The organism is Psychrobacillus psychrotolerans, assembly GCF_900115805.1.
GTDB lineage: Bacteria > Bacillota > Bacilli > Bacillales_A > Planococcaceae > Psychrobacillus > Psychrobacillus psychrotolerans.
Window position 1 is genome coordinate 293,912 of the sequence record NZ_FOXU01000004.1, and the last position, 25,918, is coordinate 319,829.

Below are 25,918 nucleotides of genomic sequence, written 5' to 3' on the forward strand. Positions count from 1 at the left end.
TTACTCACTCAGGAACGTTAAATACAAGCGGACCTGATTCAAATACTCGCATAATTCAATAGATACTGGCGGTCACAATGGATTTACTCACTCTGCAAACTTATTTACTCGCGAAACGGAAAAAATTCTCTAATAGCGGAACATAATTACTTTCTATTGTTATATTGTCCTTTTAGAATATCTTCTCTAATGTCATCAGCAGAAACTAGGATGTGCGCCTTCCAAGCTGCATGAGCGCGAAGAATGAGACTTCCTAAAGGATGAAGGAGCTGAAAGCGACCATCCTGGAAGGCTCATGCGTAGCGTGCGGCCAGCGCCCATCCGTTAGAGAACATTTTATTAGCATAAGAACAATTTAGTATGATCAGTGGTACTTAGGATGTGCGCCTTTCAAGCTGCATGAGCGCGAAGAATGAGACTTCCTAAAGGATAAAGGAGCTGAAAGCGATCATCCTAGAAGGCTCATGCGTAGCGTGCGGCCAGCGCCCATCCGTTTAGAAAATATTTCATAAGCTTACTCTTCACTACATAGTCACAATTGCAACTCTTTTAATTCGTATTTTAGGCAACGGATAACATATAATAAGGGCAGAGAAATATCGTACCAAGTAGGAGGTATTATATGAAAAAGAAAATAATTGCGCTAGTAGTTATTGCTGCTCTAATAGCGATAGCCACAATATCGTTTGTTAGAGGTAATATCGATGAACAAGAAGCATTTGCAGGGGAGCAGATGGGCACAGATTTGGCAAACAATCCTGCCAACGAAGGTTTAGGTCAAGGGAATGTGGCACCTAACTTTACACTCACGACATTAGCTGGCGAGGAAGTTACGCTCGCAGATTATAAAGGGAAGAAAATAGTTTTAAATTTGTGGGCAACCTGGTGTGGACCATGTAAAGCAGAAATGCCACATATGCAAAACTATTACGAAGATATGGCAGAAAAAGAAAATGTAGAAATTTTAGCTGTCAATTTGACAAGTAGCGATGTTGGAATTGATAAAGTGAAAGCCTTCCAAGATGATTATGCACTTAGCTTTCCTATACTTTTAGATGAAGATGGGGTAGTTGGGGAAGCCTATCAAGCGATTACAATACCAACGACGTATATGATAGATACGACAGGGACCATCCAAAATAAGATTGTTGGTCCAATGGATGAGCAAATGTTAGCAGACTATATAAGTAATTTAAAATAAGAATCGATTTTTGGGGCAAGTATTAAACTCCTCTTTTCACACATATATTAGTGGAAAAGTAGGAGGTTGAACTTGCGCAAAAGTCGATTTTTTCTTTATGGATTGCTAGTCGTAGTTGTTTTAGGTATCGGGTATATGTGGTTGATGAAACCATCAGCTACAGAACAAAAAGATGTAAGTAATAGTCAAGTCATTGATGAAGCGTTTCAATTGATCAAAAAAGAAGCAGTATTCTCCAAAAATGACAGTCTGCTTGTTGAAGGAGCCATTCGTGGTATGGCTGAGGCATTAGAGGATCCGCATAGTACGTATTTAACTATGGAAGAAGCAGCGAACCAAGAAGCATCACTAGCGGAGGAACGGGTTGGAATTGGAGCGGAGATTATGCTTTCGGCAGGAAAGTTTGTCGTAGTAGCACCTTTAAAAGATTCACCTGCTTTTAAAGCTGGCTTAAAGCCTCAAGATGAAATCGTTCGAGTAAATGAAGAAAGGGTAGAAGGGAAGTCAATGACGCAGTTAATGCAGTTATTAAGCGGTAAAAAAGGTACTAGTATCAAAATGACTGTATATCGGTCTAGTGAGAATCGCCATGTCGAATTACATATGAAACGGGACACGATTGCGATGCATACGGTTTCCAGTGATGTTTATGAAGTAGATGATTATTCACTAGGTATTGTCAATATTTCATTATTTGGAGAGAAGACTGGAGAAGAATGGGAGAAACAAACGAAAGCTTTAGTAGAACGAGGAATAGATGGACTTGTAATTGATGTTCGAGGAAATCCAGGTGGTTATTTATATAGTGTTTCGACAATAATCGGTACTTTACTACCGAATGGTTCCACTTTTGCTTATATGCAAGATGCCAAAGGGGTTTTGGAAATGCTAAATACTGAAAAAAAAGACAATCAGTATTTAAACAAGCTCCCGGTGGTGTTGCTACAAAATGGGGGTAGTGCTTCAGCAAGTGAAGTATTAGCCGGGGCTTTAAAGGATAATAAGCGTGCAATGATTGTTGGCGAAAAAAGTTTTGGTAAGGGGACAGTGCAAGAAACACACCCACTTCAAAATGGAGGGAAGCTTAAAATCTCCACTCATAAATGGCTTACTCCGAAACAAGAGTGGATCCATCACAAAGGAATTCAAGCAGATTTACAGGTCGAGCCAGATGAATTATATATGATGGATATAAAATACTATCAAGGGAATTTTCATGTGGGAGACTTCGGGGAGGAAGTAAAGTATGTTCAACAAGTATTAGGGGCAATTGGTTATAATATCAGTCGTCAGGATGGATATTTTGATGAAGATACACAGGATGCTATTGAAAAGTATCGACAAGAGAGAAGCCTAGACGAGTATAACGAGATTGATGATGTATTATTTCAGTCATTATCAAAAACTATTCTAGATTATAAAACTAGTAGAGAAAACGATAAACAGTTCCAAATGGGAGTAAGTTATTTACTTCACGATATCAAATAACAAAGTATATACGAAAATCCTATACGCAAAGCCCTCTACGTTTGTTACAATAATAGGAAGTATAGTTGTAAGTGAGGGGATGCGTATGGTGCAAGAAGTATTAATCGAATTGGTTAAAGGAATTGGACGTTTTTTCCTCCATCCAGCAGTATATGTTACGCTTCTCTTCTCGATATTGATCGGATACGTTCGCGTTAAAAGAGAAAGAAGACAATTTCGCACGAGGCTACTATGGGGATGGACCGAGGCAAAAGGGTTCTTGCTAGATGGTATCATTTGGGCACTTATTTTATCAGTTATTAGCGTAGCTATCGGATTAGTTATTCCTAATTCATGGCTATTGATATATAGCATGTGGATGCTATTATTTATACTATTGTTTACGTATCAGTTTGGTTCTGCTATTTATACAATTGCATTAGGTACGGCAACTGCCTACGCTATGTATACATTTAACTGGAGTTTAGACGTATTTACTTGGACTGTTTCGGGGCTAGATATTCTTCAGGCAGGAATTGTGCCAGTTGCTATAATTGCTGGATTGTTACTCATTGTAGAGGGCGTCCTTATTCAAAAGCATGGGTCAGCTCAAGCTTCACCAAAACTGGTTACTACTCATAGAGGTATCGAAGCGATTGTATATCATGTGAAAAAATTATGGTTATTACCTATACTACTGGTGATCCCGGGGGATGTTATTCCTACGTATTTACCTTATTGGCCACAGTTTACATTAGGAGAAACTGCTTTTTCTTTCGTTGTATTTCCATTTGTAATTGGTTTCCAACAAAAATCTCAACATTCTCTACCGATTCATTTTTTTGCTGGGTACGGTAAAATTGTTTGGCAACTAGGAATTGTTATTACAATAATTGCAGCGATCGGTTATTTTGAGCCATTAGTAAGTGCAATTGCTATACTAATAGGTGTCATCGCGAGATTGCTAATAACTATTATAAAATACCAACAAGAAAAAACAGGGAACTATGCTGTATCGCCACAATCGAATGGTGTTATGATTGCAGGTGTGCTTTCTGGATCTCCTGCCGAGAAAATGGGTCTTTTAATAGGAGAACGTATTGTTAAAGTGAACGGACAGAAAGTTGAAAACGAACAGGAATTATATGAAGCAGTTCAAATAAATGCTGCTCATTGTCGCCTAGAAGTGCTGGATTCAAACGGAGAATTACGTCTTCGTCAGCACATACTATTTAGACATGATCATTATCGACTAGGTCTAATCTTAGTTAGATAGGAGAAGCTATGGAATCACTATCAATCACAACTCAAATAATATTGGCTATTTTTGCTCCGGGATTAATGGTCGTGTTATTTACACGTATCACTTTCAATCATTATGTTGCGCTAGTATTAACCGTAGCATTATTCGCAGCATCGGTCTACGCAGGCTATACACATAGATGGTGGATTTATGTGATTGACGCTGCATCCCTTACATTAGGATTTTGGTATAGTACCAATATGAAAACTAGTAATAATAAAGAAAATCCGCCTCTGTAAAGAGAGCGGATTTTTTGTTCTAAAAACTATGTACAAACAAACGGATTAAAATATCAAGCTATATACGGCTAAAACTCCAATTGTTCCAAGAACTACAATCATCACATTTGAAAATAGAAAAGCTAAACTAAACGCTACGGCTGCTCCTATTAAGCCAAATAAAAGATTGTCTTGTTGGACGTATAAAATAGCTGGGAATATTAAAGCTCCTAATACTGCATAAGGAATATTACGCAATACCCCCGATACGACTGGAGGCAATTCTTTCCCTTCTAAAAAGGTAAGAGGAAATGCCCTTGGAATATATGTCACCAGTGCCATTCCAAGCAAAGTCCACCAATACCACATCCCCATTTTGTTAAGCCCCTTTCGGTAAGTTTTTCCCTCTTTTTGCATAAATGATTTCAATTAAAATAGAAGATACCAATGTAGCAACTAAGATGGACCAACCAGTTGATAATAGCCCGGTCCAATAAAAGAAACCGTTAATTACGGCAGCTACAAGCGCAAGCATTACCACTTTACGATTTCCACGCATAGATGGAACAAGCAATCCAACAAACATCGCATACAAAGCAATGGACATTGCTGCTTGTAAAAATGCAGGGAGATTTGCGCCAATGACATGTCCAACTGCGGTAAATATAACCCAGCTGCTATATGCAATTACAGCTACGCCAAAAGCAAAGGGAGTAGCTATTTTACTTTCTTTTTGTGTAGCTAATACTGAGAAACTCTCATCTGTAATACCAAAAGCATAAATCCCTTTGACCCATCTTTTTTCACTTTGCATCTTTTCATTAAGTGCAGCCGTCATTAAGAAGTGACGAATATTAACGACAAATGTATTTAAAACGATTAAAATAGGGTCAACCCCTTTTGAAATTAGTGTGAGGGACATATATTGAGCTGCTCCTGCATAAACAAAAATACTCATCGCGGTTGCTTCCCAAATAGACAGTCCGGTCGTTTTTGCTAGCAAGCCAAATGTCAGTGCAACTGGAAAGTAACCGATTGCTATACTGACTCCAGCTTTCAAACCCGATAAAAACGAATTTTTATTCACAAAATGTTCACCACCTAAATGCATAATCATCAAATTATACTATAATTAGAGAGTTTTATGTACAGCAAAAATGGGAATAGTATAAATATACATATTTGGAGGAGAGCCAAATGCCGGAATGGTTTTCATTAGAAACTTTAACTAACTTAACACATGATTATCGAGCACTTGGACCGCTAATTGGTATCTTATTACCTTTTTTGGAAGCCTTTCTTCCATTTTTACCTTTAGTCGTTTTCATAGTAGCAAACGTCAATGCCTATGGATTATTGTTTGGATTTTTAATATCCTGGATAGGGTCTGTAGCTGGTTCCTATGCAGTATTCCTAGTCATCCGAAAATATGGACGAGCTCGCGCATTAGGTTTTATTACAAGACATATTAAAATTCAAAAATTAATAAAATGGGTAGAGCGAAATGGATTTGGACCACTCTTTTTACTCGTTTGTTTTCCATTTACACCTTCTGCTCTAGTTAATATTGTTGCAGGTCTTTCAGATATGAAGAAAAACACATATTTCTGGACACTGGCATTAGGTAAACTCATTATGATTTTCGTTGTTAGTTTTATTGGATCTGACATCAAAGCATTAATCACTCAACCAATTAGAACCGCTATTGTTATTTTGGTAATTGCTATACTATGGTTTGTAGGTAAGGCAATTGAAAAGAGATTAAATAAAAAAGTAGAGGCTGATTTTAGATTGATTAGCAGCGAACGAAAAAACAAAAGAGGAGAAAGTCTTGAATAATGTGAAAAAAGAAATATGGGAATGGTTGGCAGCACTTGTAATAGGTATTTTAATCGTGACACTTGTCAAAGTATTCCTCGTGACAAATTATGAAGTAGTGGGCCAGTCAATGATGCCCACATTAAACGATAAAGATAAGGTAATAGTTAGTAAAATGACAGAAGTTAAACGCATGGATATTGTGATCTTCCATGGTGATCAGCAAGAAGATTATGTAAAACGTGTAATTGGTCTGCCAGGTGATACGATTACCTATGAGAATGATGAGTTGTTTATAAACAATAAAAGAATAAAAGAACCTTATTTGCAGTCTTATAGTGCGTTCAATAATCCAGATGAGAACTTTACTGGTGATTTTGAATTAGAGGAACTAACAGGAAGTCAAAGGGTTCCGTCTGGAAAGTTATTTGTTCTAGGCGATAATCGTATTTCTAGTATGGATAGTCGATATTTCTATTTTGTAGATACTGAAGAAATTGTTGGTACGGTAAAAGCACGCTACTGGCCAATATCACAAGCTACATCCCAATTTTATTCCGAATAATTTCCCTCTCTGTAGTATGTTTTGTACAATAGAGATAGGAGATTATTCGGTTTTTTAATATTCCACAAAATATTGGATAACTCTAGCATTCACAAAAATTATATTCAGCATACTAAGCAAATTAATAGATTGTTCCTAGAAGGATATGTTGCCTCACGCTACACATGAACCTTCAGGAAGCCGTTAAAGCTCCTTCATCCAGGATTATTTATCCGTCCTGAGAGTAAATGAGCACCGAGAGCAAGTAACGAATAGCAGTGCAAGTAACCAGTAAAAAGGTTGAGATTTCATTATAAGATATTAAATCACTAGAAAGGAGATTGAAAACCCAATGTCGCTACGAATAGTCAGTGGCCGATCAGGCTCTGGAAAAACAACTTTTATCCACGAAGAAATAATCACAGCTCTACAAAAAGCTCCTATAGGAGACCCAATATTCTACATAGTACCTGACCAGATGTCCTTTTCCAGTGAATATGACCTTGCAGCCGAATCCGGACTACCTGGGCTAATTAGAGCACAAGTAACGACATTTAAACGACTAGCATGGCGCGTGCTCCAAGAAACAGGTGGAATCGCTAAAGAAGAAATAAGTGGCTTCGGTTACCGAATGCTCATTCGTAGCCTACTTGAAAACCACAAAGACGAATTTACACTATTTAAACGAGCAGCAACCAAAAGAGGATTTACCGATCAAATTGAAGTATTACTAAAAGAGTTTAGTAGATACTGTATGGACTATTCCACAATGGCAAATGCACTAAACAATTTAGAAAATGTAAATGCACCCAAAACACTTATTGATAAATCCTCTGATATCATGCTGATGCTTGAAAAGGTAGAGCAAAAATTAGGCGTTAGCTACATTGACGGAGAAGGATACTTAACCTTATTAGCAAATAAAATAAAAGACTCTAGCCTCCTTGCAAATACAGATTTATATATAGATGGGTTTACTTCATTTACGCCGAGAGAATTAGAGATTATCGAGCAATTAATGAAACAAGTAAAACGTATTACCGTTGCCCTTCCTATGGAATCATTACAGGATGCAGTAGATGAACAATCTCTTTTTTATCAGCCTGCCAATACATGTGCAAGATTATTAGAAATAGCGCAGATGGAAAAGGTGGAAATTGAAGAGACTGTACATCAATCTGAACAGAAACGATTTAGGTCACCAGAAATTGCTCATATAGAGGCAAATCTTGATAAGCTTCCTCCTTTGCAAGCAAAATCAGAAGGAAATATTCACATAACGGAAGCTGCCAATCGTCGTGCGGAGATGCATGCTATAGCAAGACACATACGTGAGCTCATGCAACAAAAAAGTATTCGGTTTAACGAAATGGCTATTTTGCATAGAGATGCTGATACATACGAAGGTTTAATCGAGACTATTTTTCCACAGTATGATATACCGTTTTTCATAAGTAAAAAGAAACCGATGTTACATCACCCGCTCATTGAACTTAGTCGAACTATTCTTGAGATAATCCGAACAGACTGGAAGTATGAACCAGTTTTTCGTGCAGTGAAGACGGATTTGTTTTTCCCATTAGATGCTTCTAAAAAAACTTGGAGAGAGCGTGCTGATCGTTTAGAAAATTTTGTGTTGGCATTCGGAATTTATGGAGATAGATGGCTAGATGAGAGACGCTGGGTTTATAAAAAATATCGAGGCTTAGAGTTTTATTCCAAAGTCCAAACAGATGAAGAGAAGAGTATTCAAGCTGATATTCATACAATGAGAGATTTAATCGTCGAACCAATAAAACTTCTTTCCGATCAGCTGAAACAAAGTAGAACTGGTAAGGATTTTGCAATAGCTATTTATACATTTATAGAGGCACTTAACGTATATGAAAAGTTACAAAGCTTAAAGCAAGCGGAAGAAGAAAATGGCCAATTGCTTCTAGCTTCCGAACATGAACAAGTGTGGAACGAATGGGTAAATGTAATAGACCAATTTGTCTTGATGTTTGGTGAAAAGGAAATGTCCTTGGAGGAAGTAGCGAAAATTTTAGACGAGGGTTACGACCAACTTACTTTTTCGGGCATTCCGCCGACGATTGATCAAGTAATAGTTGGAAATGTAGATATTATTCGGCTCACAAATATTAAAACAGCATTTGTAGTAGGTGTTAACGATGGAGCATATCCAAAACGGATGGACCATGAAGGGTTATTAACAGACACTGAGCGTGAATGGTTCACGCAAATTGGCTTTGAACTAGCACCTACATCGAAAATGCGTTTAATGGACGAAAACTATTTAATATACAAAGCCCTCGTAACCGCATCTCATTTCCTATACGTATCGTATCCGATGGCAGATAACGAAGGGAAAGCGCTGTTGCCTTCCTTGTATATAAAAAAACTTCATCAGATGGTAAGCGACTTACCGGTCGAAATAGCTGTTGTGGATCCAAGTGATATGCTCTCGGATGAATTAGACTTAACTTCCATTAGTCATCCACGCCCTACATTACCCTATGTGGTTATGCAACTTCGAGGAGCACTAGCAACAGGTAAGTTAACTGAAGTGTGGCAGTCCGTTTATCAATATTATTTAGAGGATCCATATTGGTCCAAATTATTGAAGAGAATTACGAAGCCATTAATCCATGGCAATAAAACCGAAAGATTAAATGAAGAAATGACTGCTGCTTTATACGGAGACACAATGATTTCTAGTGTGTCTCGGGTAGAGAAATACTATAGTTGTCCTTTTGCACATTACGCATCCTATGGTCTAAAGCTAGAAGAGCGTGCGGAGTATAGATTAGAAGCACCACAAATGGGAGACTTATTCCATGCGGCGTTAAAATGGATTGCGGATGAAACGAAGCGTATAGATATACAATGGTCTGATTTAACCCGCCCGCAATGCCACCAGCTTGCTAGACAAGCGGTCGATTATATTGTGCCTGTTTTTGTCCACCAATTGTTATTAAGTACAAACCGCTATCGATACATTCAACGAAAATTGGAACAAATCGTTGCTAATACGTTAATCGCTTTAAGTAGACATTCTAAAGGCTCGGGCTTTGTCCCGATAGCTATAGAAGCAGGGTTTGGTCCTGGAGAGGTATTGCCAGCTTTAGAAATTCCACTGAAGCGGAACCGGAAGATGCAATTACGCGGTCGAATTGACCGTGTTGATGCAGCTAATATTAACGGCAATATGTTTGTTCGAATTGTCGATTATAAATCTTCTAAAAAAGGGATTGATTTGAATGAGGTTTACCACGGTATTTCTCTTCAAATGTTAACTTATTTAGATGTCGCTGTTGAAAATGCTGATGTGTGGCTACATGAAGATGCTGATCCAGCAGGAGTTTTATATGTGCATATGCATAATCCATTTATCCAATCACAAAAAGAAATGGAAGAGGAAGAACTTGAGGATGCTATTTATAAATCATATAAAATGAATGGCCTTCTACTTGATGATACTGAAGTAATTATGGAAATGGACGACCAAATCTCAGGATTTTCAAAGGTTATTCCCGTACGCATGAACAAAGACGGAAACTTATCGAAATCATCGTCCAAAGTAGTAGAACCGGAGCAAATGAGATTACTACAGTCCTTTGTTCGTAAAAAGCATGAACAAGCAGGAAACGGGATGAATGCTGGCGATACTAGAGTATTACCCTATCGAATAAAAGATAAAATGCCATGTAATTATTGCTCGTTCCGTAGTGTTTGCCAATTTGATCCCGCGGATCCCGCACAACAAGTACGTGCATTAAAAGTGGAGCAGCCTGAAATAATAGCTGAAAAAATACGTGAGGAGATGAGTCCACATGAACATTCCTAATATGCCAGCAGAGTTAACATGGACACCTGCACAATGGAAGGCTATCTGGGCAACAGGTGCTGATGTACTTGTATCCGCTGCTGCAGGATCGGGAAAAACCGCTGTTCTCATCGACCGACTCATACAAAAAGTCATTGCAAAAGAACAACCGATTAATGTCGATGAGTTACTGGTTGTTACTTTTACTAATGCTTCGGCAGCAGAAATGCGCCATCGTATGGGAGAGGCCCTTGAAAAGGCTATTGCAAATGATCCAACATCGAATCACTTACGAAAGCAACTAAGTCTATTAAACAAAGCCCAAATTTCTACATTGCATTCATTTTGTTTAAATATTGTTCGACAATACGCTTATATGCTTACGATAGATCCAGGATTCCGTATCGCAAATGAAACAGAAGCTGCAATTATGCGTGACGATATGTTAGCAGAAGTGCTAGAAGAAGCTTATCATGTCGATAATCCAGAACCTATGTATCGATTATCGGACAGTTTCACATCCGATCGTGATGATCAATCCATCGAAGTGATGATTGAAAAGCTCTATTCTTATTCACGCGTTCATCCGGAACCAGAGAAATGGTTACTGGCAATTCCTGAAGCATATAATCTTTCGGAAGACATGATGATTGATGAGTTATCATTTATTGGCTCATTGAAACTTGCGATCATACATCATTTAGAAGAGGCAATCGCTGTAACTGAAGAGATTCGTCGACTTGCAAACGAACCAAATGGGCCAGCACCTCTTGCAGATACTGCGGTAATCGACCAGCAAATGATTCAAGAAGCAGTTGACTTGATGAAAAATAGCTCATGGCAAAATGTTTTTCATTATTTCCAGGGCATTAAATGGGGAAGAGCGGCAGCGATAAAAAAAGATTCTTGCGATGAAGGATTGAAAAACCAAGCGACTAACAAACGTACGAAAGTGAAGAAAATCATTAATGACTTAAAGGATAATTATTTCACTCGAACACCTGAAAGATTGTTAGAGGAAATGCGTTTAATGGCCCCACAGCTGCAAAAACTAGTGGAATTGACTATAGCATATGGGGAACGTTATACCACAGCTAAAAATGAAAAAGGTTTAGTCGACTTCTCAGACTTGGAACATTACGCATTAGATATTCTATCGGAGCAGGGTGAAAATGGTGAACTCATTCCTTCCGAAATAGCGAAGGAATATAAAGCTCGTTTTAAAGAAGTGCTAGTGGATGAATATCAGGATACAAATTTACTACAAGAAACCATTTTACAATTTGTGAAAAGTGGAGATGAAAATACTGGCAATATGTTCATGGTAGGGGATGTAAAGCAATCCATTTATCGTTTCCGTTTAGCGGAGCCAATGCTATTTTTAGGGAAATATCTCGCATTCAACGATCTTCCAATCGATTCTGGTATCAAAATCGATTTAAATGCCAATTTCCGCAGTAGAAAAGAAGTATTGCATGCAACGAACTATATTTTCAGTCAAATAATGGGTGAACAAGTTGGGGAAATTCAATACGATGAAGCAGCTTCGTTAAAAGCTGGAGCACCATATGAAGAAATCGAAACTCCTGTTGAACTGGCACTGTTATATGAAGTGGAAGACGGTAGTGCTGAACCAAATGAAGATGACGAAGAAACAATCGAAGTAATGACAGAGGAAGAACTTAAAAAGTCACAAGCTGAAGCGCGATATATTATTTCAAAAATAGACGAACTGATTCGATCCGAAGCTACTGTCTACGATCCATGGAAAAAAACTCATCGCCCCGTCCGGTATAGCGATATGGTCATATTAATGCGGTCGATGACATGGTCAGGAGAGGTTACAGAGCAATTTAAAGAAGCGGGTATTCCACTATATGCAGAGCTTTCGAAAGGATATTTTGAAGCAATTGAAGTGCTGATCATGCTACATACGTTGCGTACAATAGATAATCCTTATCAAGATATATCACTTGCATCTGTACTTAGATCGCCGTTTGTCGGTCTTACAGAATCTGAGCTTGCACTTATCCGGTTAACTGCTCCAAAAGAACCTTTCTACGATGCGATGAAAACCTTTGTGTCTACCGGAGGAGCTGGACTGTCGTCTGATACTGCTGAGAAGCTACAAAGATTTTTACTTCAATATGAAGATTGGCGCGATTTAAGTAGGAGAGGCTCACTTGCCGATTTAATATGGCAGATTTACCTAGATACGCATTACTATGAAATAGTAGGTGCGATGCCAAATGGTAAGCAAAGACAAGCAAACCTTCGTATTCTACACGACCGTGCAATCGATTATGAGAAAACTTCTTTTCGTGGGCTGTTCCGCTTTTTACGTTTCATCGATCGTATGCGTAAACGAGGGGATGACTTAGGTGCTGCACGCTCTATAGGAGAAAAGGAAAATGTTGTTCGTTTAATGACTATTCATTCTTCTAAAGGATTGGAATTTCCAGTTGTGTTCTTAGCGGGAATGGGTAGGCCCTTTAACCAAATGGATTTTAATGAAGCTTATTTATTTGACCAATCTTTTGGACTTGCAGTAAAAGCAATTGATCCTGACAAGCGAATTTCTTACACTTCATTGCCATTTTTGGCTATGAAGGAACAAAAGCAAATGGAATTGAAAGCTGAGGAAATGCGAGTTTTATATGTAGCAATGACACGTGCGAAAGAACAATTATTCCTCATTGGGTCTATAAAAGATTTAGCAAAAACGTTAGAAAAATGGGTTGATGCCCAAAATGTTTTGAGTGAAGAAATGTTACCGGGTTATATGCGTGCGAAAGCAAAAGGGTATTTAGACTGGATTGGTCCAGCTTTAGCAAGACATACAAATTTCAGGCAGCTATCGGAAGTAAATGAAGCAAATCTCGTAGATAGCGAATCAAAATGGAAGATTGTTGCTAAATGTGTAGATGATTTAAAGCACACTGTACAAGAGGAAGAAAAAGAGGCTGTTTTACTTGAGCAGCTAATAGATCCATCAAAAAGTGTTTATTCACAGGAAATTAAGGACCGTTTCGATACACCATATGTCCATGAAATTTCTACTCATAAACGTTCAAAGCAAACTGTTAGTGAGATGAAGAAAATTCAGCAGCTAATGGAACAATCGGACGATGACTATTTTAAAATGTCTGGTCCAACTAATCTAAAAAAAGTTGCGAAGCGTCCTTTCTTCCTGCAGCAGGAAACGGCTTTGACAGGTGCAGAAGCAGGTACTGCGGTCCATGCATTTATGCAAAATGTCGATCTTCAGGAACAAAAAAATGAAGAGCAGGTTCTCCTTTTTGCAGAAAGGCTGGAAGAACGTGAAATTTTAACGAAAGCTGAACGAGCTGCTATAAAACCTAAGCAAATGGTTTCCTTCTTCCAGTCAGAAATGGCAGAACGTCTACGAAATGCGAAAGAAATTATGCGAGAGTTTCCTTTTACGTATGCATTAGAAGACGCAGATGGAGATAAACAAATTATCCAAGGGGTCGTAGATTGCTTGTTTTTGGAAGAGGATGGTCGTTGGGTTTTATTGGACTATAAAACAGATAAAGTAAAGCATTTAGTTAAGGACGACTCCATATTACAAAAAGAGATGCAACAACGTTATCAGCTACAATTGTCTCTTTATACACAGGCAATTGAGGCAATACTACAAGTAGAGATAAAAGAAAAAGTACTATACTTATTTGACGTAAATAGAACAGTGTCATTTTAGGGGGAAAAAGCTTGTCTATTAAACCAACAGGAGTCAATGAACGAATTATTTCGATAGATGTCATGAGAGGTTTTGCTCTACTCGGCATATTTGTCGTTAATATGCTATTTTTCCACTCTCCATATATTTATATAAATCCGTATACTTGGTTTCAAAACCCAAGTGATTTTGAAACGTTTAAAATGATTGACATTTTTGTACAAGGAAGTGTATATCCACTGTTTTCCATGTTATTTGGTTACGGTTTGGCTATGCAATTTCTGAAGTCTACGGCTAACGGCGGTCCATTTGCCAAATTTGCCGTTCGACGATTGACTGTATTGTTAATAATCGGATGTATTCATGCGTTTCTTATTTGGGCCGGTGATATTTTGATAACTTATGCCCTAGCAGGATTTGTATTAATACTGATGATTAGATTAAAGCCAATTTGGTTACTATTCATTAGTATCTTCTTATTCTTAATACCAAATGGATTACTTTATGGTTTAGTTTATCTAGGATCTTTTTTAGAGCCAAATGCCACGATTATTTATACTGGCATTCAGGAAATTGAAGCATCTATTGTTGCATATGGCCAAGGATCATGGGGCGATATTTTCTCTCAACGATTAGCAGACTGGTTATATATGAGTGGAAATGGACTCATCGTCATTTCGATGCTATTTACTATCGTTCCCTTCCTACTACTAGGTGCAGCAGCAGCAAAATGGAAGCTTATCGAAAGAGCAAGAGAATTAAAAGTATATTGGATGATTACAGTGTTAGTAATGTTAATAGTCGGTACTGTTATTAAATGGCTTCCATATTTACTAGAAGCAAACTTATTTACTATGGGTATCCAAGATACTTTTGGAGGACCACTTCAAGCAATAGCCTACGCAGGTATAATTGCATTAGTTTGCTCGATTCCTTTCGCAGCAAAAATACTTTCACCAATTTCGAAGGTTGGTAGAATGTCGATGACGACCTATTTAATGCAATCTATTATTGCGACTACTATTTTTTATGCTTATGGATTCGGATTATACGGGAAAATCGATTTAAGCACAGGAACGTGGATGGCTATAGGGATTTATGCTTTTCAAGTAGTCTTTGCAGAGATTTGGTTTACGAAATTTAAGCAAGGTCCGGTAGAAATGTTATGGAGAAAACTGACTTATTCGAATAATTAGTCGAAAATAGATGAAAATGAAGTTAATTTGTAATAGACTAAGAGATAGATTAAAACTTTTAAGGGAGTGTCCATCAAATGAAACTGTTATCATACCGTTTAAACGACAAAATTTACTTCGGACCAAAAGTAAAAAAAGAAGAGGCAGTATGGGATGTATTACACATTCAGGAGACGCTCCAAGTATTACCCAAATTTCCCACTACTATTATAGATGGAGTAGGTTTAGGGATGGATTTTCTCGAACAAATCCGTAAATTAGTAGAAGCGGCATCAAAGGCTGAACAGCCAAATAACTTCAAACGTTCCTTTACAGAAATAGAGTGGCTTTCACCAATTCCACGAACACCAAAAAATATTATGGCAATTGGTAAAAACTATGCAGATCATGCAAAAGAAATGGGTGGAACGGCAAGTCAATTTGTTGTATTTACGAAATCTCCCACTTCCATTGCAGCAGATGAGCAAACTCTATCATTACACGCAGATATTACAAATTCCTTCGACTACGAAGGCGAGCTAGCTATTGTAATCGGTAAACAAGGAAAAAATATTCCAGAAAAATTAGCTTATGATTATATATTCGGTTACACAATTGCCAATGACTTAACTGCGCGTGATCTACAAACGAAGCATCAGCAATATTTCTTAGGGAAAAGTCTTGAAGGGTCATGTCCTATGGGGCCTTATGTAGTAACGAAGGATGAGTTACCAAATCCACAGGAGCTAGTTGTTGTGACTAAGGTAAATGATGAGATTCGTCAAAATGGTAAAACTTCCGATATGGTGTTTTCAGTGGAACAAATTATTGCCGAGATTTCTAAGTCTGTTACCCTCGAGCCAGGTGATGTTATATTAACTGGAACACCGGCTGGGGTCGGCAAGGGATTTAATCCACCACGTTACTTAAAATCAGGAGATGTAGTAAAAATATCTATTGAAGGAATAGGTACATTAGTGAACAAATTCGAGTAACATGGTACACTAAATAGGATAGTAGTAAACTACAAGTATATTGAGGTGGAAAAAATGGATTTTCTAGCAAGAACAGATTTACACATTACCACTTGGGTAGTCGCACTAATCCTATTTTTTGTAGCATTAGCGATTGCTAAACCTAAAGTAGTTCATATGATTTTACGTTTGTTCTACATCCTAATCATCATTTCTGGGGTTGCTTTGTTCATCAAGGGCATGGACTTTGGTGAAGGAATGCTTTACGGATTTAAGTTCCTAGCAGGCATATTAGTAATTGGAATGATGGAAATGACTTTAGTGAAAAAGGCAAAAGGGAAACCGTACACAACTTTCTTAGTGTTAGTATTTGTTTTCTTCTTGATCGCACTTTTCCTTGGGTTCAAATTACCAATGGGTATCAACTTTTTAGCATAGGTTTTGGGAAGCTTTCACTTAGTGAAAGCTTCTTTTCATTTTATTGATATTGTGCTATTTTGAGAGAATAAGAGAGGGGGAGCTTTAGGTGGGAATAACATTGCTAATATTAGTCATTGTTCTAATGCTTGTTTTTGTAGGTGCGTCAGTTGTCATTGCAAATCTACAAAAAAACAATACTGATTCTCCTGGTGAACTCCAATCACATATCCTTCAAGAATTTCATAAAATCGAGAAACCACCAGAGTGATTGGTGGTTTTGTTTTTTATAAAAGTGTACTGCGGACAAGGGAATTGGAAAAAGGAACAGATGGTGTTTTCAGCCTAGCAACATCTCAGAAAGTCACTCGGTAGTCGTAATGTAAAACATTGTTATAAAGCACTAGAAATACTTTTAGTATAGCTGTCACAGTTTGGACGAAATATAATAGATATTTAATGCTTTAATGGCGAAACAATAGCGATTAAAACAGAGCTTTGTTAAAATGAAATGTATATGCGTCAAAGGAGGATTTACCTTGAAGTTTACAAAATGGATTATAACTGGATTGCTGATGAGTAGTCTTTGCCTTACAACAACTCAGGTGAGCAATGCAGAAACGAATAACTCTATACATAACGAAAGTATTTATGATCTATATGTAGATCGTTACTTCAATAAATTAGGAACGAATGATTATGAGGTCAATCCCAAAGATCCCAATGCATTCGCAGGTGGGGACTTTCTAGGTGTTTTAGAAAAGATGACACATATTAAAGATATGGGTTTCACTACAATCTCTATTGGTCCTGTTTTTTCTACTGAATCTTATGATGGAAAGCGAATCTTGGATTTTGAAGAACTAGAGAGACACTTTGGGACAACGGAAGAATTTAACGAGTTATTAGATGAATCACACAAAAAAGATATGAAGATTATGGTTGAATTTCCTCTAAATAACTTTAGTGACCAACATATTTGGTCAACCGACAACAAAAAGAGTGATTGGGTACTATCAACAGAAAATGGTCAGATGCAATTGGATTTGACTAATAATGATGTACAACAGGCTCTTATTGATACCATCGTAAAATTTGCAGAAACCTACAAAATTGATGGAGTTAAATTGTCAGAGTTGGAGGGAGCGCCAACTGCATTTATTAATGATTTAATCGCTGCAGTAAAAGAAGTTCGTGATCCTATGTATGTCATCGCACTCGAAGAGTCAGAAGCGAATTTTGACTTGGACTATTCAGAACAGCAAATGATAGATTTCCGGGATACTTTCAAAAATACAGATTTACCTTCAGAGTCTATTTCTTCCACAAATGAAGATAGCCTTGTAATGGTGGATAATTTGTTAACAGAGAGAATTACGTATCATAGTGCAGTGGAAAATATGTTCCCGCCTACTCGCATTAAGATGGCAATCGGTACAATTCTTACATTACCAGGAGTACCATATATGACATATGGTACGGAAATAGCGATGAATGGTCAAAAACCACAAGATAGCCACCAAATCATGAATTTCCGGGTAGATGAAGAGTTAATTGAATACTTAAAGGATATGGCCTCCATTCGCACAAAGTCTGAAGCAATGCGAACTGGTAAAATGGAATTATTAGAAAACAAAGATGGTTATGCAGTATACAAACGTTCTTCGGATGAAGAAACATTTTATGTGGTAGTGAATAATACAAGTGAGACCAAAAGAATAGATCTTTCTAGTGATGAAATCGGTGAAGATAAAGAACTGCTTGGTTTATTTGAATCGGATATAGTCCGTGCTACCGATGATGGTTCTTACCGTTTAGTATTAGATAGAGAGATTGTCGAAGTATATCAAGTTAAAGATGATACAGGACTAAATAGTGCTTATATCGCTGCAATGGTCATTGCTTATCTACTGTTTATGTTATTTTTGATCATTGTTTGGCGTAAAGGGAAACAACGCCGAGTAGATGAAGAAAAAAGTAAATAACTAAAAAAACTGTCCACCTGTATTTACGGGTGAACAGTTTTTTTGTGGGACTGCGAAAAACTATTTTTTACTAGGGAAATTATGAAGAGGTGGAGATACCAACCACCCTTTACTTTTATTTAAGCGTAGAATTTTTGCACCAATTTGAGTTTTAGCTATATGAAATTGTCCGTAAAGCATAGCAATATCTTCGCGGATACTTTCACCCATTACTTTGCTACATGCTACTAGTCCAGCAGCTGAATCCATGGCTAATGCCGCTCCAATTTCAGGGTCATTAAATCGTGCACCAACCGGAATATCTTCAAGTCGAGCATCTGCGCGAGCAGGGGGTGCAGGTGGTAAACCAACGGAATTTACTTTTAATATCTTCTCAATTTGTTTATTTTCTTCTTCCATAGCTTTATAGCACTCTTCTATCAACTGTTTTAGTTCATCATCACCTGCATGATTATAAAAAGTTTGATATGCGGCGATTAACCCGTTATTAATTACTAAGTTTGACCACAGAGCATATACTTCACCGTAATGTAAAGGTTCTTCTTTTGGATTACCACTCAAAATTCCCATTGTCTCACTCCTAGTTTATATTTTCACAGAATTTCTCCATGTAAATGGTAGTATGTGAAGTAAATGAGAAAGTATTCTCCAAAAAAAATAAGATCTACATAAACTATAGATCTTACTTTAACTTTTATGGTCGTTTATTTAAGAAAAACAGTCCCATTGTTCCTGGACCAACGTGCGCACCAATAGTTGAACCGATGGAATATATTTCAATATTCTTCGGATTGAATCTTTCTACAATCATTTGCTTTAAATCTAGTACTGTCGCTTCATCATCACTATGACAAAGAGCGATCGTCTGTTCACTTATAGTATCTCCTCGTTCATCCATCATATCAAGCATACGCTTCAACACTTTTTTACGTCCACGAATTTTCTCTAAAGGCACGAGTTTGCCTTCTTCTACGTGGAGCAGTGGTTTAATATTAAGTAACCCTCCAACAAATGCGCTCGCTTTAGAAACTCTCCCACCACGTGCTAAATAATCTAAATCCTCCACGGTAAATAAATGTTCCATATGCTCGGCATGAAAATGTGCTTTTTCAATAATTTGAGCCGCATCCATTCCTTCATCACGCAGTCTAACTACTTCTTTAACGACCAAACCATATCCTAGTGATGCACATTGAGTATCGATAATCGTCAGTTTTAAATCTGGATACGTTTCTAATAATTGCTCCCGCATCATCATAGCTGTGCTGTAGGTTCCGGAAAGAGCCGATGAAAATGCAATATATAATCCTTCTTCTCCTGACTTTGCAAGATCTTCAAATAAGCGCAAAAATAATTCAGGTGAAACTTGTGAAGTTTTTGGATGCTTCCCTGCACGTATTGCAGCATAAACTTCCGAAGAATCAATACTAATAATATCCTCGTATTCATCTTCCTCAATATGAACTCTAAGTGGTGCTAAAAGAACGTTATTTTCTTCAAAAAAACTCTTAGGTAAATCTGAAGCACTATCAGCAAATATTCTCATTTCCCATCCTCCTGTAACTCTATTTATTTGAGTTAATTTCATAATTACTTGTTTCAAATATAATATAACTTTTGCGTGGCATCATATTTTTATTCATTTTTAGAAATTGTTGATTTAGGTTGTTGGAGGGTAAAGCGTCCGCCTGGAGTGAAAAACAGCAGAATCTATTTAGTTAAGTTTAATCTTTCTATTAGAAATTCTGCAATACCATCTTCATTATTCGTTAAAGTTACTTCATTGGCGATGGATTGAAGAGGACTAATTGCATTACCCATAGCTACTCCAACACCAGCATATTCTATCATTTCTAAATCATTATCTTCATCACCAAACGCAATAATACGTTCCTTTGGTATGTTTAAGAACTTGGATACTTGGGAGAGTCCAACCGCCTTATTTAATCCATGGCGTACAATTTCAATAACATCCCAAGGTGCACCCCAACGACGATGATCGATTACTTCCGCGTGAACATCTCTTAAATGCTGGCGTACTAAATCGACCGAGTCTTCTTCTGCATGGATTAGTAAACTAGTTGGGTCTGTTTTCAAAAGGCTGCGTAAATCTCCGGTAGTTACCTGTGGATTCCCTAATGAAAATGCTGAGAGTATTTTTTCATCGTGATAATGTAAATATACATCATCTAATACCTCCGCGAGCATATTTTTGATGGAATAACCTTCTACCGCTTCAACTACTTGTTTGACAACCTTTAAATCTATCGGTGTATGTACAGTTTTCCATGAGGATCTTCCAGGATGATGAACAAATGCTCCGTTAAAGTTAACAATTGGTGTACTCAAACCGAGCTCTTTATAATACATTTCACTGGATCTATAAGGTCTACCAGTGGCAATCATTACTTCATGTCCCTCATTTTTTGCCTGCTGAAGTATATTTTTAGTTTTTGTTGAAATTACTTTTTCATCGGTCAATAAAGTACCATCTAAATCTAACACGATTAAATGTGGTTTCATAAAAAAAACTCCCTTCTATCTTACTTTAAAGTGTATCGTTTTCAATGAATAACGTCAAAATGTAAAATCAGCCTCTTTGAACTCTTAAGATTACTTTGGTAGAATAATGATAGAAGAAAGGCGGGATAGCAATGATAGTTACTACCGAGGCATGGGGAAACATTCCGTTATTACATATTTTTAAAGAAGAAACAAAAAATGATGCTCCAATTGTCATCTTTTTACACGGATTTGAAAGTGGAAAAGAGCATAACCTACATTACGCTTACCAACTTGTACAACAAGGCTGTCGCGTCATTTTACCAGATGCACATCTACATGGAGAACGAGATGAAAAATTAGATGAAGTAGAAATAAGTCTTCGTTTTTGGGAAATTGTTTTAACTTCTATCGAAGAAGTTGGGCATATTAAGCTTGAGTTAGAAAAACGTGGCTATTTCACAGGTCAAAAAATTGGTATAGGTGGAACGTCAATGGGTGGTATTACTACTCTAGGCTGTTTAACAGTCTATCCATGGATTGACGCTGCTGCTATTATGATGGGTACGCCTGGTTATGTAGAACTTGCGAAAGGACAAATTGCTTCCGTTGAACAAAAAGGATTCAAAGTACCATTGAATGCGGTTGAACGAAAAAATATGTTCGACACATTAGCTACTTTTGACGCATCAAACTATCCTGATAATCTTATTGAAACGCCATTATTCTTCTGGCATGGAGAAAAGGATCCTGTAGTACCATATGAACCAACTGCCCAATTTATCGCTTCGCTTAGAAAGCGATATGATAAAAAGAATATAGTCTTGATGAACGAGAAGTCAGCGGGACATGCAGTATCACGAAAAGGATTGCTAGCTTCTATGCAGTGGCTTGCGGATAGTTTGGCATAAACTGTTGAGTTTGATATGATTGATATATAGCCTGTTAAGCGGGATAAAAAGAGGAGGTTTTCAATATGAGTCAAGATGAAGAACAAGACATGAAGGATAGTATGATGGCCGCTCTGGAAAATGTTATCGACCCTGAACTAGGCATAGATATTGTCAATTTAGGTTTAGTATATGATGTGCAATTAGCAGATGAAGATATTGCAAAAGTTACCATGACATTAACATCAATCGGTTGTCCAATGGGTCCACAGATTGTAGATCAAGTAAAAACAGCACTTAGTGAACTACCTGAAGTAAAAGGAACAGATGTGAATGTTGTCTTCAATCCACCATGGTCAAAAGACAATATGTCTCGCTACGCTAAAATAGCACTAGGAATTAGATAATAAAATACATCGAGTAAAAAGTCGAATCCTAGTAGATTCGACTTTTTATTATTAAGCTCCACAATAGTGCCCTGAGTTAAACACGATTCCACCTAAGTTTCACCTTCCAAAATCCAAACAAAAAAGCCGCTGAATTAGCTCAGCAGCTAGTCAATTCGACAAATATGTAATGGACAGTTATCACACTCAACTTCTGTGCGTAAAAAAGGTAGATTATGAATTGTAATCATACCATTATCTAACGATAGAACCTTTTTTTTCTTTAAGTCATTTAAAATCCGATTTACAACTTCTCTGCTAGTAGCACAAAAGTTGGCCAACTCTTGATTGGTCAATGCGCGATCTATTAGTATACCACCATCCACTTGTTTTACCCCATACGTATTTGTTAATCGTATTAATGTGGACAATAACGCACCTTTTTTCCCATGGAGCAATAAATCTCTTAAGCGAGTTTCGTTTTTTAAATTATGCACTTGTAGGATTTGAAGCCATTCTTTCATAAGAGTAGAATCATCCGATAAGTATTTTTCCAATGTAGAACGAGATAATACTAATAAGTGGGTAGGTTCTACTGCATTTGCCGAAACGGAATGATACAAAACTTCGCAAAAAATAGAAGTTTCTCCTATAATCGTATTATTTCCAGTAATTCTCAAAGTTAATATTTTTCCGCTTTCTGTATCCTTACTTATGCGAATGGTACCTGTTTTTACAAGAAAAACATCTTCTGATCTTTCACCTTCTAAGAAAATGGATTGATCTTTATCTACTTTTAAGTTGACTCCATATTGTTCGAATAGTGCATGTATACCTTGTGAATTGGAACTTTGTTCATTCATAATTATTACTTCCTTTCCGATATTCACATTTGTTTTCATATGTGCACTTTCATATATAATAGCATATTTAGGTAATTTACTTAACCAAATATCATGCCATATTTCTTTACAAAGGTTATAGGAAAAACGTATACTTATATTAGTCAAAGAAGGTCAAACTATTTCGCGAGGAGAGGTTTGTAAAATGCAAATGAAACAGCAAGATGAAAAAAGTCCTTTAGAAACGTACGGTAGAAATCTAGTAAATGCAGTCAAAGAGGGGAAAATGGATCCTGTTATTGGGCGTGATCAGGAAATAAGGGATGTTATTCGAATCCTATCGAGAAAAACGAAAAATAATCCTGTATTAATAGGCGAACCAGGGGTAGGGAAAACGGCAATTGTAGAAGGACTAGCCCAGCGAATTGTACGTAAGGATGTACCAGAAGGCTTGAAAGAGAAACAGATTTTTGAGCTTGATATGAGTTCGTTAATCGCTGGTGCAAAATATCGCGGAGAATTTGAAGAACGCCTTCAAGCCGTTTTAAAGCAAGTGAAAGATAGCGAAGGACAAATTATTTTATTCATCGATGAAATTCATACGATAGTTGGCGCAGGGAAATCTGATGGTGCAATGGATGCCGGTAATATGTTGAAACCAATGTTAGCGCGCGGGGAATTGCATTGTATTGGAGCTACAACACTCGATGAATATCGAATGTATATTGAGAAGGACCCAGCACTGGAAAGACGCTTCCAACAAGTAATGGTCAGAGAACCTTCTATAGAAGATACAGTTTCTATTTTACGCGGACTGAAAGAACGCTATGAACTACATCACGGGGTGCGAATCCATGACCGAGCAATTGTAGCAGCGGCAGAGCTTTCAAATCGCTATATAACAGAACGGTTTTTGCCAGACAAAGCAATCGATTTAGTTGATGAGGCTTGCGCGATGATTCGGACAGAAATCGATTCAATGCCGCAGGAACTCGACGAAGTTACAAGAAAAATGATGCAGCTTCAAATTGAAGAACAAGCGTTAATGAAAGAAAAGGATGCCGCAAGTCAAAAAAGACTAGAGCAATTGCGTAAGGATTTAAAAGAATTAGAGACTTCAACAAGTGAAATGCGAACAAAATGGCAGCTAGAAAAAGAGGCTATTCAAGTAATTCAACAAAAACGAGAAGTACTGGATCTCTATCGCCGAGAATTAGAAGAGGCGGAAAATCAATACGATTTAAACTTAGCAGCAGAGCTTCGCCATGGTAAAATTCCCACATTAGAAAAAGAGCTTCAAGTGTATGAAAACCAAGTAAATGAAGATACAGAAACTCGTCTATTACGAGAAGAGGTAACAGCAGAGGAAATTGCCTCTATTGTTTCAAGATGGACTGGTATTCCTGTAACAAAGCTGGTAGAGGGAGAAAGAGAAAAGCTTTTACGCTTGAATGAAACATTAGGAGAGCGAGTAGTTGGACAAGATCAAGCTGTCCAGTTAGTGACAGAGGCGGTTTGGCGTGCAAGAGCAGGTATTAAAGATCCTCATAAACCAATTGGATCTTTCTTATTTTTAGGACCTACGGGAGTTGGTAAAACGGAACTTGCTAAATCATTAGCGGCAAATTTATTTGACTCTGAGGAGCATTTTATACGTATTGATATGTCGGAATATATGGAAAAGCACAGTGTTTCTCGTTTGGTTGGAGCACCTCCAGGATATATCGGGTATGAAGAAGGCGGTCAATTAACAGAGGCTGTTCGTAGAAATCCGTATTCAGTCGTGTTGCTCGATGAAATAGAAAAAGCACATCCAGATGTCGCAAATATTTTATTGCAATTGATGGATGATGGACGAATAACGGATAGCCAAGGTAGAATTGTAAACTTTACAAATACAATTGTCATCTTAACTTCTAATATTGGCTCAGGGTACTTAGCAAATACAACTGGGGAAGTATCGGAACAAGATGAAAGCCTTGTGATGAGTGCATTACGTGAACATTTTAAACCAGAATTATTAAATCGCTTAGATGATATTATTATGTTCCATTCCTTAACCACGCATCATTTCATAAAGATTACAGAAAAATATGTGAAACAACTTCAAAGTCGTTTGCATGAACAAGAAATTGAGTTGCAAGTAGATGATTCGGTAATACAGTGGATTGTTGAGGAAGGTACAGATGCAGCATTTGGTGCAAGACCATTGAGAAGGTATATTCAACGTTACTTAGAAACGGCAGTAGCTAAACTTCTAATCGGTGGTACTGTTCTACCTGGCAGTAAGGTAGTTGCTAAAATGGAAGAGGATGAACTGAAAATCATGATGGAAAGTTAATAAAATCATGAAAATTAGGAAAAACTACAAGAAAACCAGACAAAAAGACGCGCGGTCCTCAAAAAACAGAAACGTAGATATGCCGTTGATTTCCTCTGCGAGCGGACGCTTTCCTCGCTTACGCTCAGTCCAGGGTCTTCAGCTCGCGCTGTGATGTGCACCCAAAATGTTGGACTTAAACTAACTTGGGGGTGCACGTTATGAACATAAAAAAAGCAGATGTAATTGATGCCTTTTTTGAGAAAGGAATGTCATTAAGAAAAATCGCACGCGACCTGGGTGTCGATAAGATGGTTATTAGTAGTTGGATAGAAATCTATCGATTTCAT

General features: G+C 37.4%; 22 protein-coding genes. 16 read left to right on the forward strand and 6 right to left on the reverse strand.

Translation table 11 applies throughout. The annotated features are described in order from the left end of the window. Window positions 1–622 precede the first annotated feature (622 nt). The 4 genes from BM260_RS10590 (at window position 623) to BM260_RS10605 (ending at window position 4,210) form a co-directional block, all read left to right on the forward strand. A complete protein-coding gene (locus tag BM260_RS10590; protein ID WP_093537319.1) occupies window positions 623–1,201 on the forward strand; it encodes a peroxiredoxin family protein in 579 nt (192 codons plus the stop codon). A gap of 72 nt (window positions 1,202–1,273) precedes the next feature. Continuing rightward, complete coding sequence (locus BM260_RS10595) at window positions 1,274–2,689, forward strand: S41 family peptidase (protein WP_093537320.1); 1,416 nt, start codon at window positions 1,274–1,276, stop codon at window positions 2,687–2,689. A gap of 85 nt (window positions 2,690–2,774) precedes the next feature. Continuing rightward, the gene (locus tag BM260_RS10600) at window positions 2,775–3,944 is read left to right on the forward strand and encodes a PDZ domain-containing protein (protein WP_093537321.1); all 1,170 of its coding nucleotides are present in this window, start codon (window positions 2,775–2,777) and stop codon (window positions 3,942–3,944) included. A gap of 8 nt (window positions 3,945–3,952) precedes the next feature. Next, window positions 3,953–4,210: a CsbA family protein gene (locus BM260_RS10605; protein WP_093537322.1), complete on the forward strand. Its 258-nt coding sequence runs from the start codon at window positions 3,953–3,955 to the stop codon at window positions 4,208–4,210. Between the two features lie 45 nt (window positions 4,211–4,255). Here BM260_RS10605 and BM260_RS10610 read toward each other — a convergent pair whose 3' ends face one another. Further along, window positions 4,256–4,564 carry an AzlD domain-containing protein gene (locus BM260_RS10610; RefSeq protein ID WP_093537323.1) on the reverse strand — a complete coding sequence of 103 codons (309 nt, stop codon included), beginning with the start codon at window positions 4,562–4,564 and terminating at the stop codon, window positions 4,256–4,258. A gap of 4 nt (window positions 4,565–4,568) precedes the next feature. Next, entirely contained in the window at window positions 4,569–5,276 is a 708-nt protein-coding gene (locus tag BM260_RS10615) for an AzlC family ABC transporter permease (RefSeq protein ID WP_245762694.1), read from the reverse strand. A gap of 110 nt (window positions 5,277–5,386) precedes the next feature. On the opposite strand from BM260_RS10615, the gene BM260_RS10620 reads away from it, so the two are divergent. From BM260_RS10620 to BM260_RS10655, 9 genes are all read left to right on the forward strand, one after another. Further along, complete coding sequence (locus tag BM260_RS10620) at window positions 5,387–6,028, forward strand: TVP38/TMEM64 family protein (RefSeq protein ID WP_093537324.1); 642 nt, start codon at window positions 5,387–5,389, stop codon at window positions 6,026–6,028. Between the two features lies 1 nt (window position 6,029). Next, complete coding sequence (lepB, locus tag BM260_RS10625) at window positions 6,030–6,572, forward strand: signal peptidase I (protein ID WP_322788078.1); 543 nt, start codon at window positions 6,030–6,032, stop codon at window positions 6,570–6,572. A 331-nt stretch (window positions 6,573–6,903) separates the two neighbouring features. Continuing rightward, window positions 6,904–10,398 (forward strand): helicase-exonuclease AddAB subunit AddB, encoded by a 3,495-nt coding sequence (gene addB, locus BM260_RS10630; RefSeq protein WP_093537326.1) that lies wholly within the window; start codon window positions 6,904–6,906, stop codon window positions 10,396–10,398. Further along, the gene (addA, locus tag BM260_RS10635) at window positions 10,385–14,098 is read left to right on the forward strand and encodes a helicase-exonuclease AddAB subunit AddA (RefSeq protein ID WP_093537327.1); all 3,714 of its coding nucleotides are present in this window, start codon (window positions 10,385–10,387) and stop codon (window positions 14,096–14,098) included. The genes addB and addA overlap by 14 nt, the downstream gene beginning before the upstream one ends. Before the next feature lie 11 nt (window positions 14,099–14,109). Beyond that, a complete protein-coding gene (locus BM260_RS10640; protein WP_093537328.1) occupies window positions 14,110–15,273 on the forward strand; it encodes a DUF418 domain-containing protein in 1,164 nt (387 codons plus the stop codon). A gap of 77 nt (window positions 15,274–15,350) precedes the next feature. Next, window positions 15,351–16,247: a fumarylacetoacetate hydrolase family protein gene (locus BM260_RS10645; protein ID WP_093537329.1), complete on the forward strand. Its 897-nt coding sequence runs from the start codon at window positions 15,351–15,353 to the stop codon at window positions 16,245–16,247. A 54-nt stretch (window positions 16,248–16,301) separates the two neighbouring features. Next, window positions 16,302–16,664: a YisL family protein gene (locus tag BM260_RS10650; protein WP_093537330.1), complete on the forward strand. Its 363-nt coding sequence runs from the start codon at window positions 16,302–16,304 to the stop codon at window positions 16,662–16,664. 88 nt (window positions 16,665–16,752) lie between these two features. Next, on the forward strand, window positions 16,753–16,914 hold the full coding sequence (locus BM260_RS18430; RefSeq protein ID WP_175496271.1) for a hypothetical protein: 162 nt from the start codon (window positions 16,753–16,755) through the stop codon (window positions 16,912–16,914). Between the two features lie 268 nt (window positions 16,915–17,182). Further along, entirely contained in the window at window positions 17,183–18,628 is a 1,446-nt protein-coding gene (locus BM260_RS10655; protein WP_175496272.1) for an alpha-amylase family glycosyl hydrolase, read from the forward strand. Window positions 18,629–18,688: 60 nt separating this feature from the next. On the opposite strand, the gene BM260_RS10660 is transcribed toward BM260_RS10655, so the two are convergent. From BM260_RS10660 to BM260_RS10670, 3 genes are all read right to left on the reverse strand, one after another. Then, complete coding sequence (locus tag BM260_RS10660) at window positions 18,689–19,198, reverse strand: DUF3231 family protein (RefSeq protein ID WP_093537332.1); 510 nt, start codon at window positions 19,196–19,198, stop codon at window positions 18,689–18,691. Between the two features lie 124 nt (window positions 19,199–19,322). Continuing rightward, complete coding sequence (locus tag BM260_RS10665) at window positions 19,323–20,174, reverse strand: DegV family protein (RefSeq protein WP_093537333.1); 852 nt, start codon at window positions 20,172–20,174, stop codon at window positions 19,323–19,325. A 164-nt stretch (window positions 20,175–20,338) separates the two neighbouring features. Beyond that, window positions 20,339–21,151: a Cof-type HAD-IIB family hydrolase gene (locus tag BM260_RS10670; RefSeq protein WP_093537334.1), complete on the reverse strand. Its 813-nt coding sequence runs from the start codon at window positions 21,149–21,151 to the stop codon at window positions 20,339–20,341. A 131-nt stretch (window positions 21,152–21,282) separates the two neighbouring features. Here BM260_RS10670 and BM260_RS10675 point away from each other — a divergent pair, with 131 nt between their 5' ends. Beyond that, complete coding sequence (locus BM260_RS10675) at window positions 21,283–22,041, forward strand: prolyl oligopeptidase family serine peptidase (protein ID WP_093537335.1); 759 nt, start codon at window positions 21,283–21,285, stop codon at window positions 22,039–22,041. A gap of 65 nt (window positions 22,042–22,106) precedes the next feature. After that, complete coding sequence (locus tag BM260_RS10680) at window positions 22,107–22,427, forward strand: metal-sulfur cluster assembly factor (protein WP_093537336.1); 321 nt, start codon at window positions 22,107–22,109, stop codon at window positions 22,425–22,427. 146 nt (window positions 22,428–22,573) lie between these two features. Here the strand turns inward: BM260_RS10680 and BM260_RS10685 are convergent, their stop codons facing one another. Further along, window positions 22,574–23,269, reverse strand: coding sequence for a Crp/Fnr family transcriptional regulator (locus BM260_RS10685; RefSeq protein ID WP_093537337.1), 696 nt, complete (start codon window positions 23,267–23,269; stop codon window positions 22,574–22,576). 184 nt (window positions 23,270–23,453) lie between these two features. Between BM260_RS10685 and BM260_RS10690 the strand changes: the two genes are divergently transcribed. Beyond that, window positions 23,454–25,589, forward strand: coding sequence for an ATP-dependent Clp protease ATP-binding subunit (locus tag BM260_RS10690; RefSeq protein WP_093537338.1), 2,136 nt, complete (start codon window positions 23,454–23,456; stop codon window positions 25,587–25,589). The last annotated feature ends 329 nt before the right edge of the window (window positions 25,590–25,918 follow it).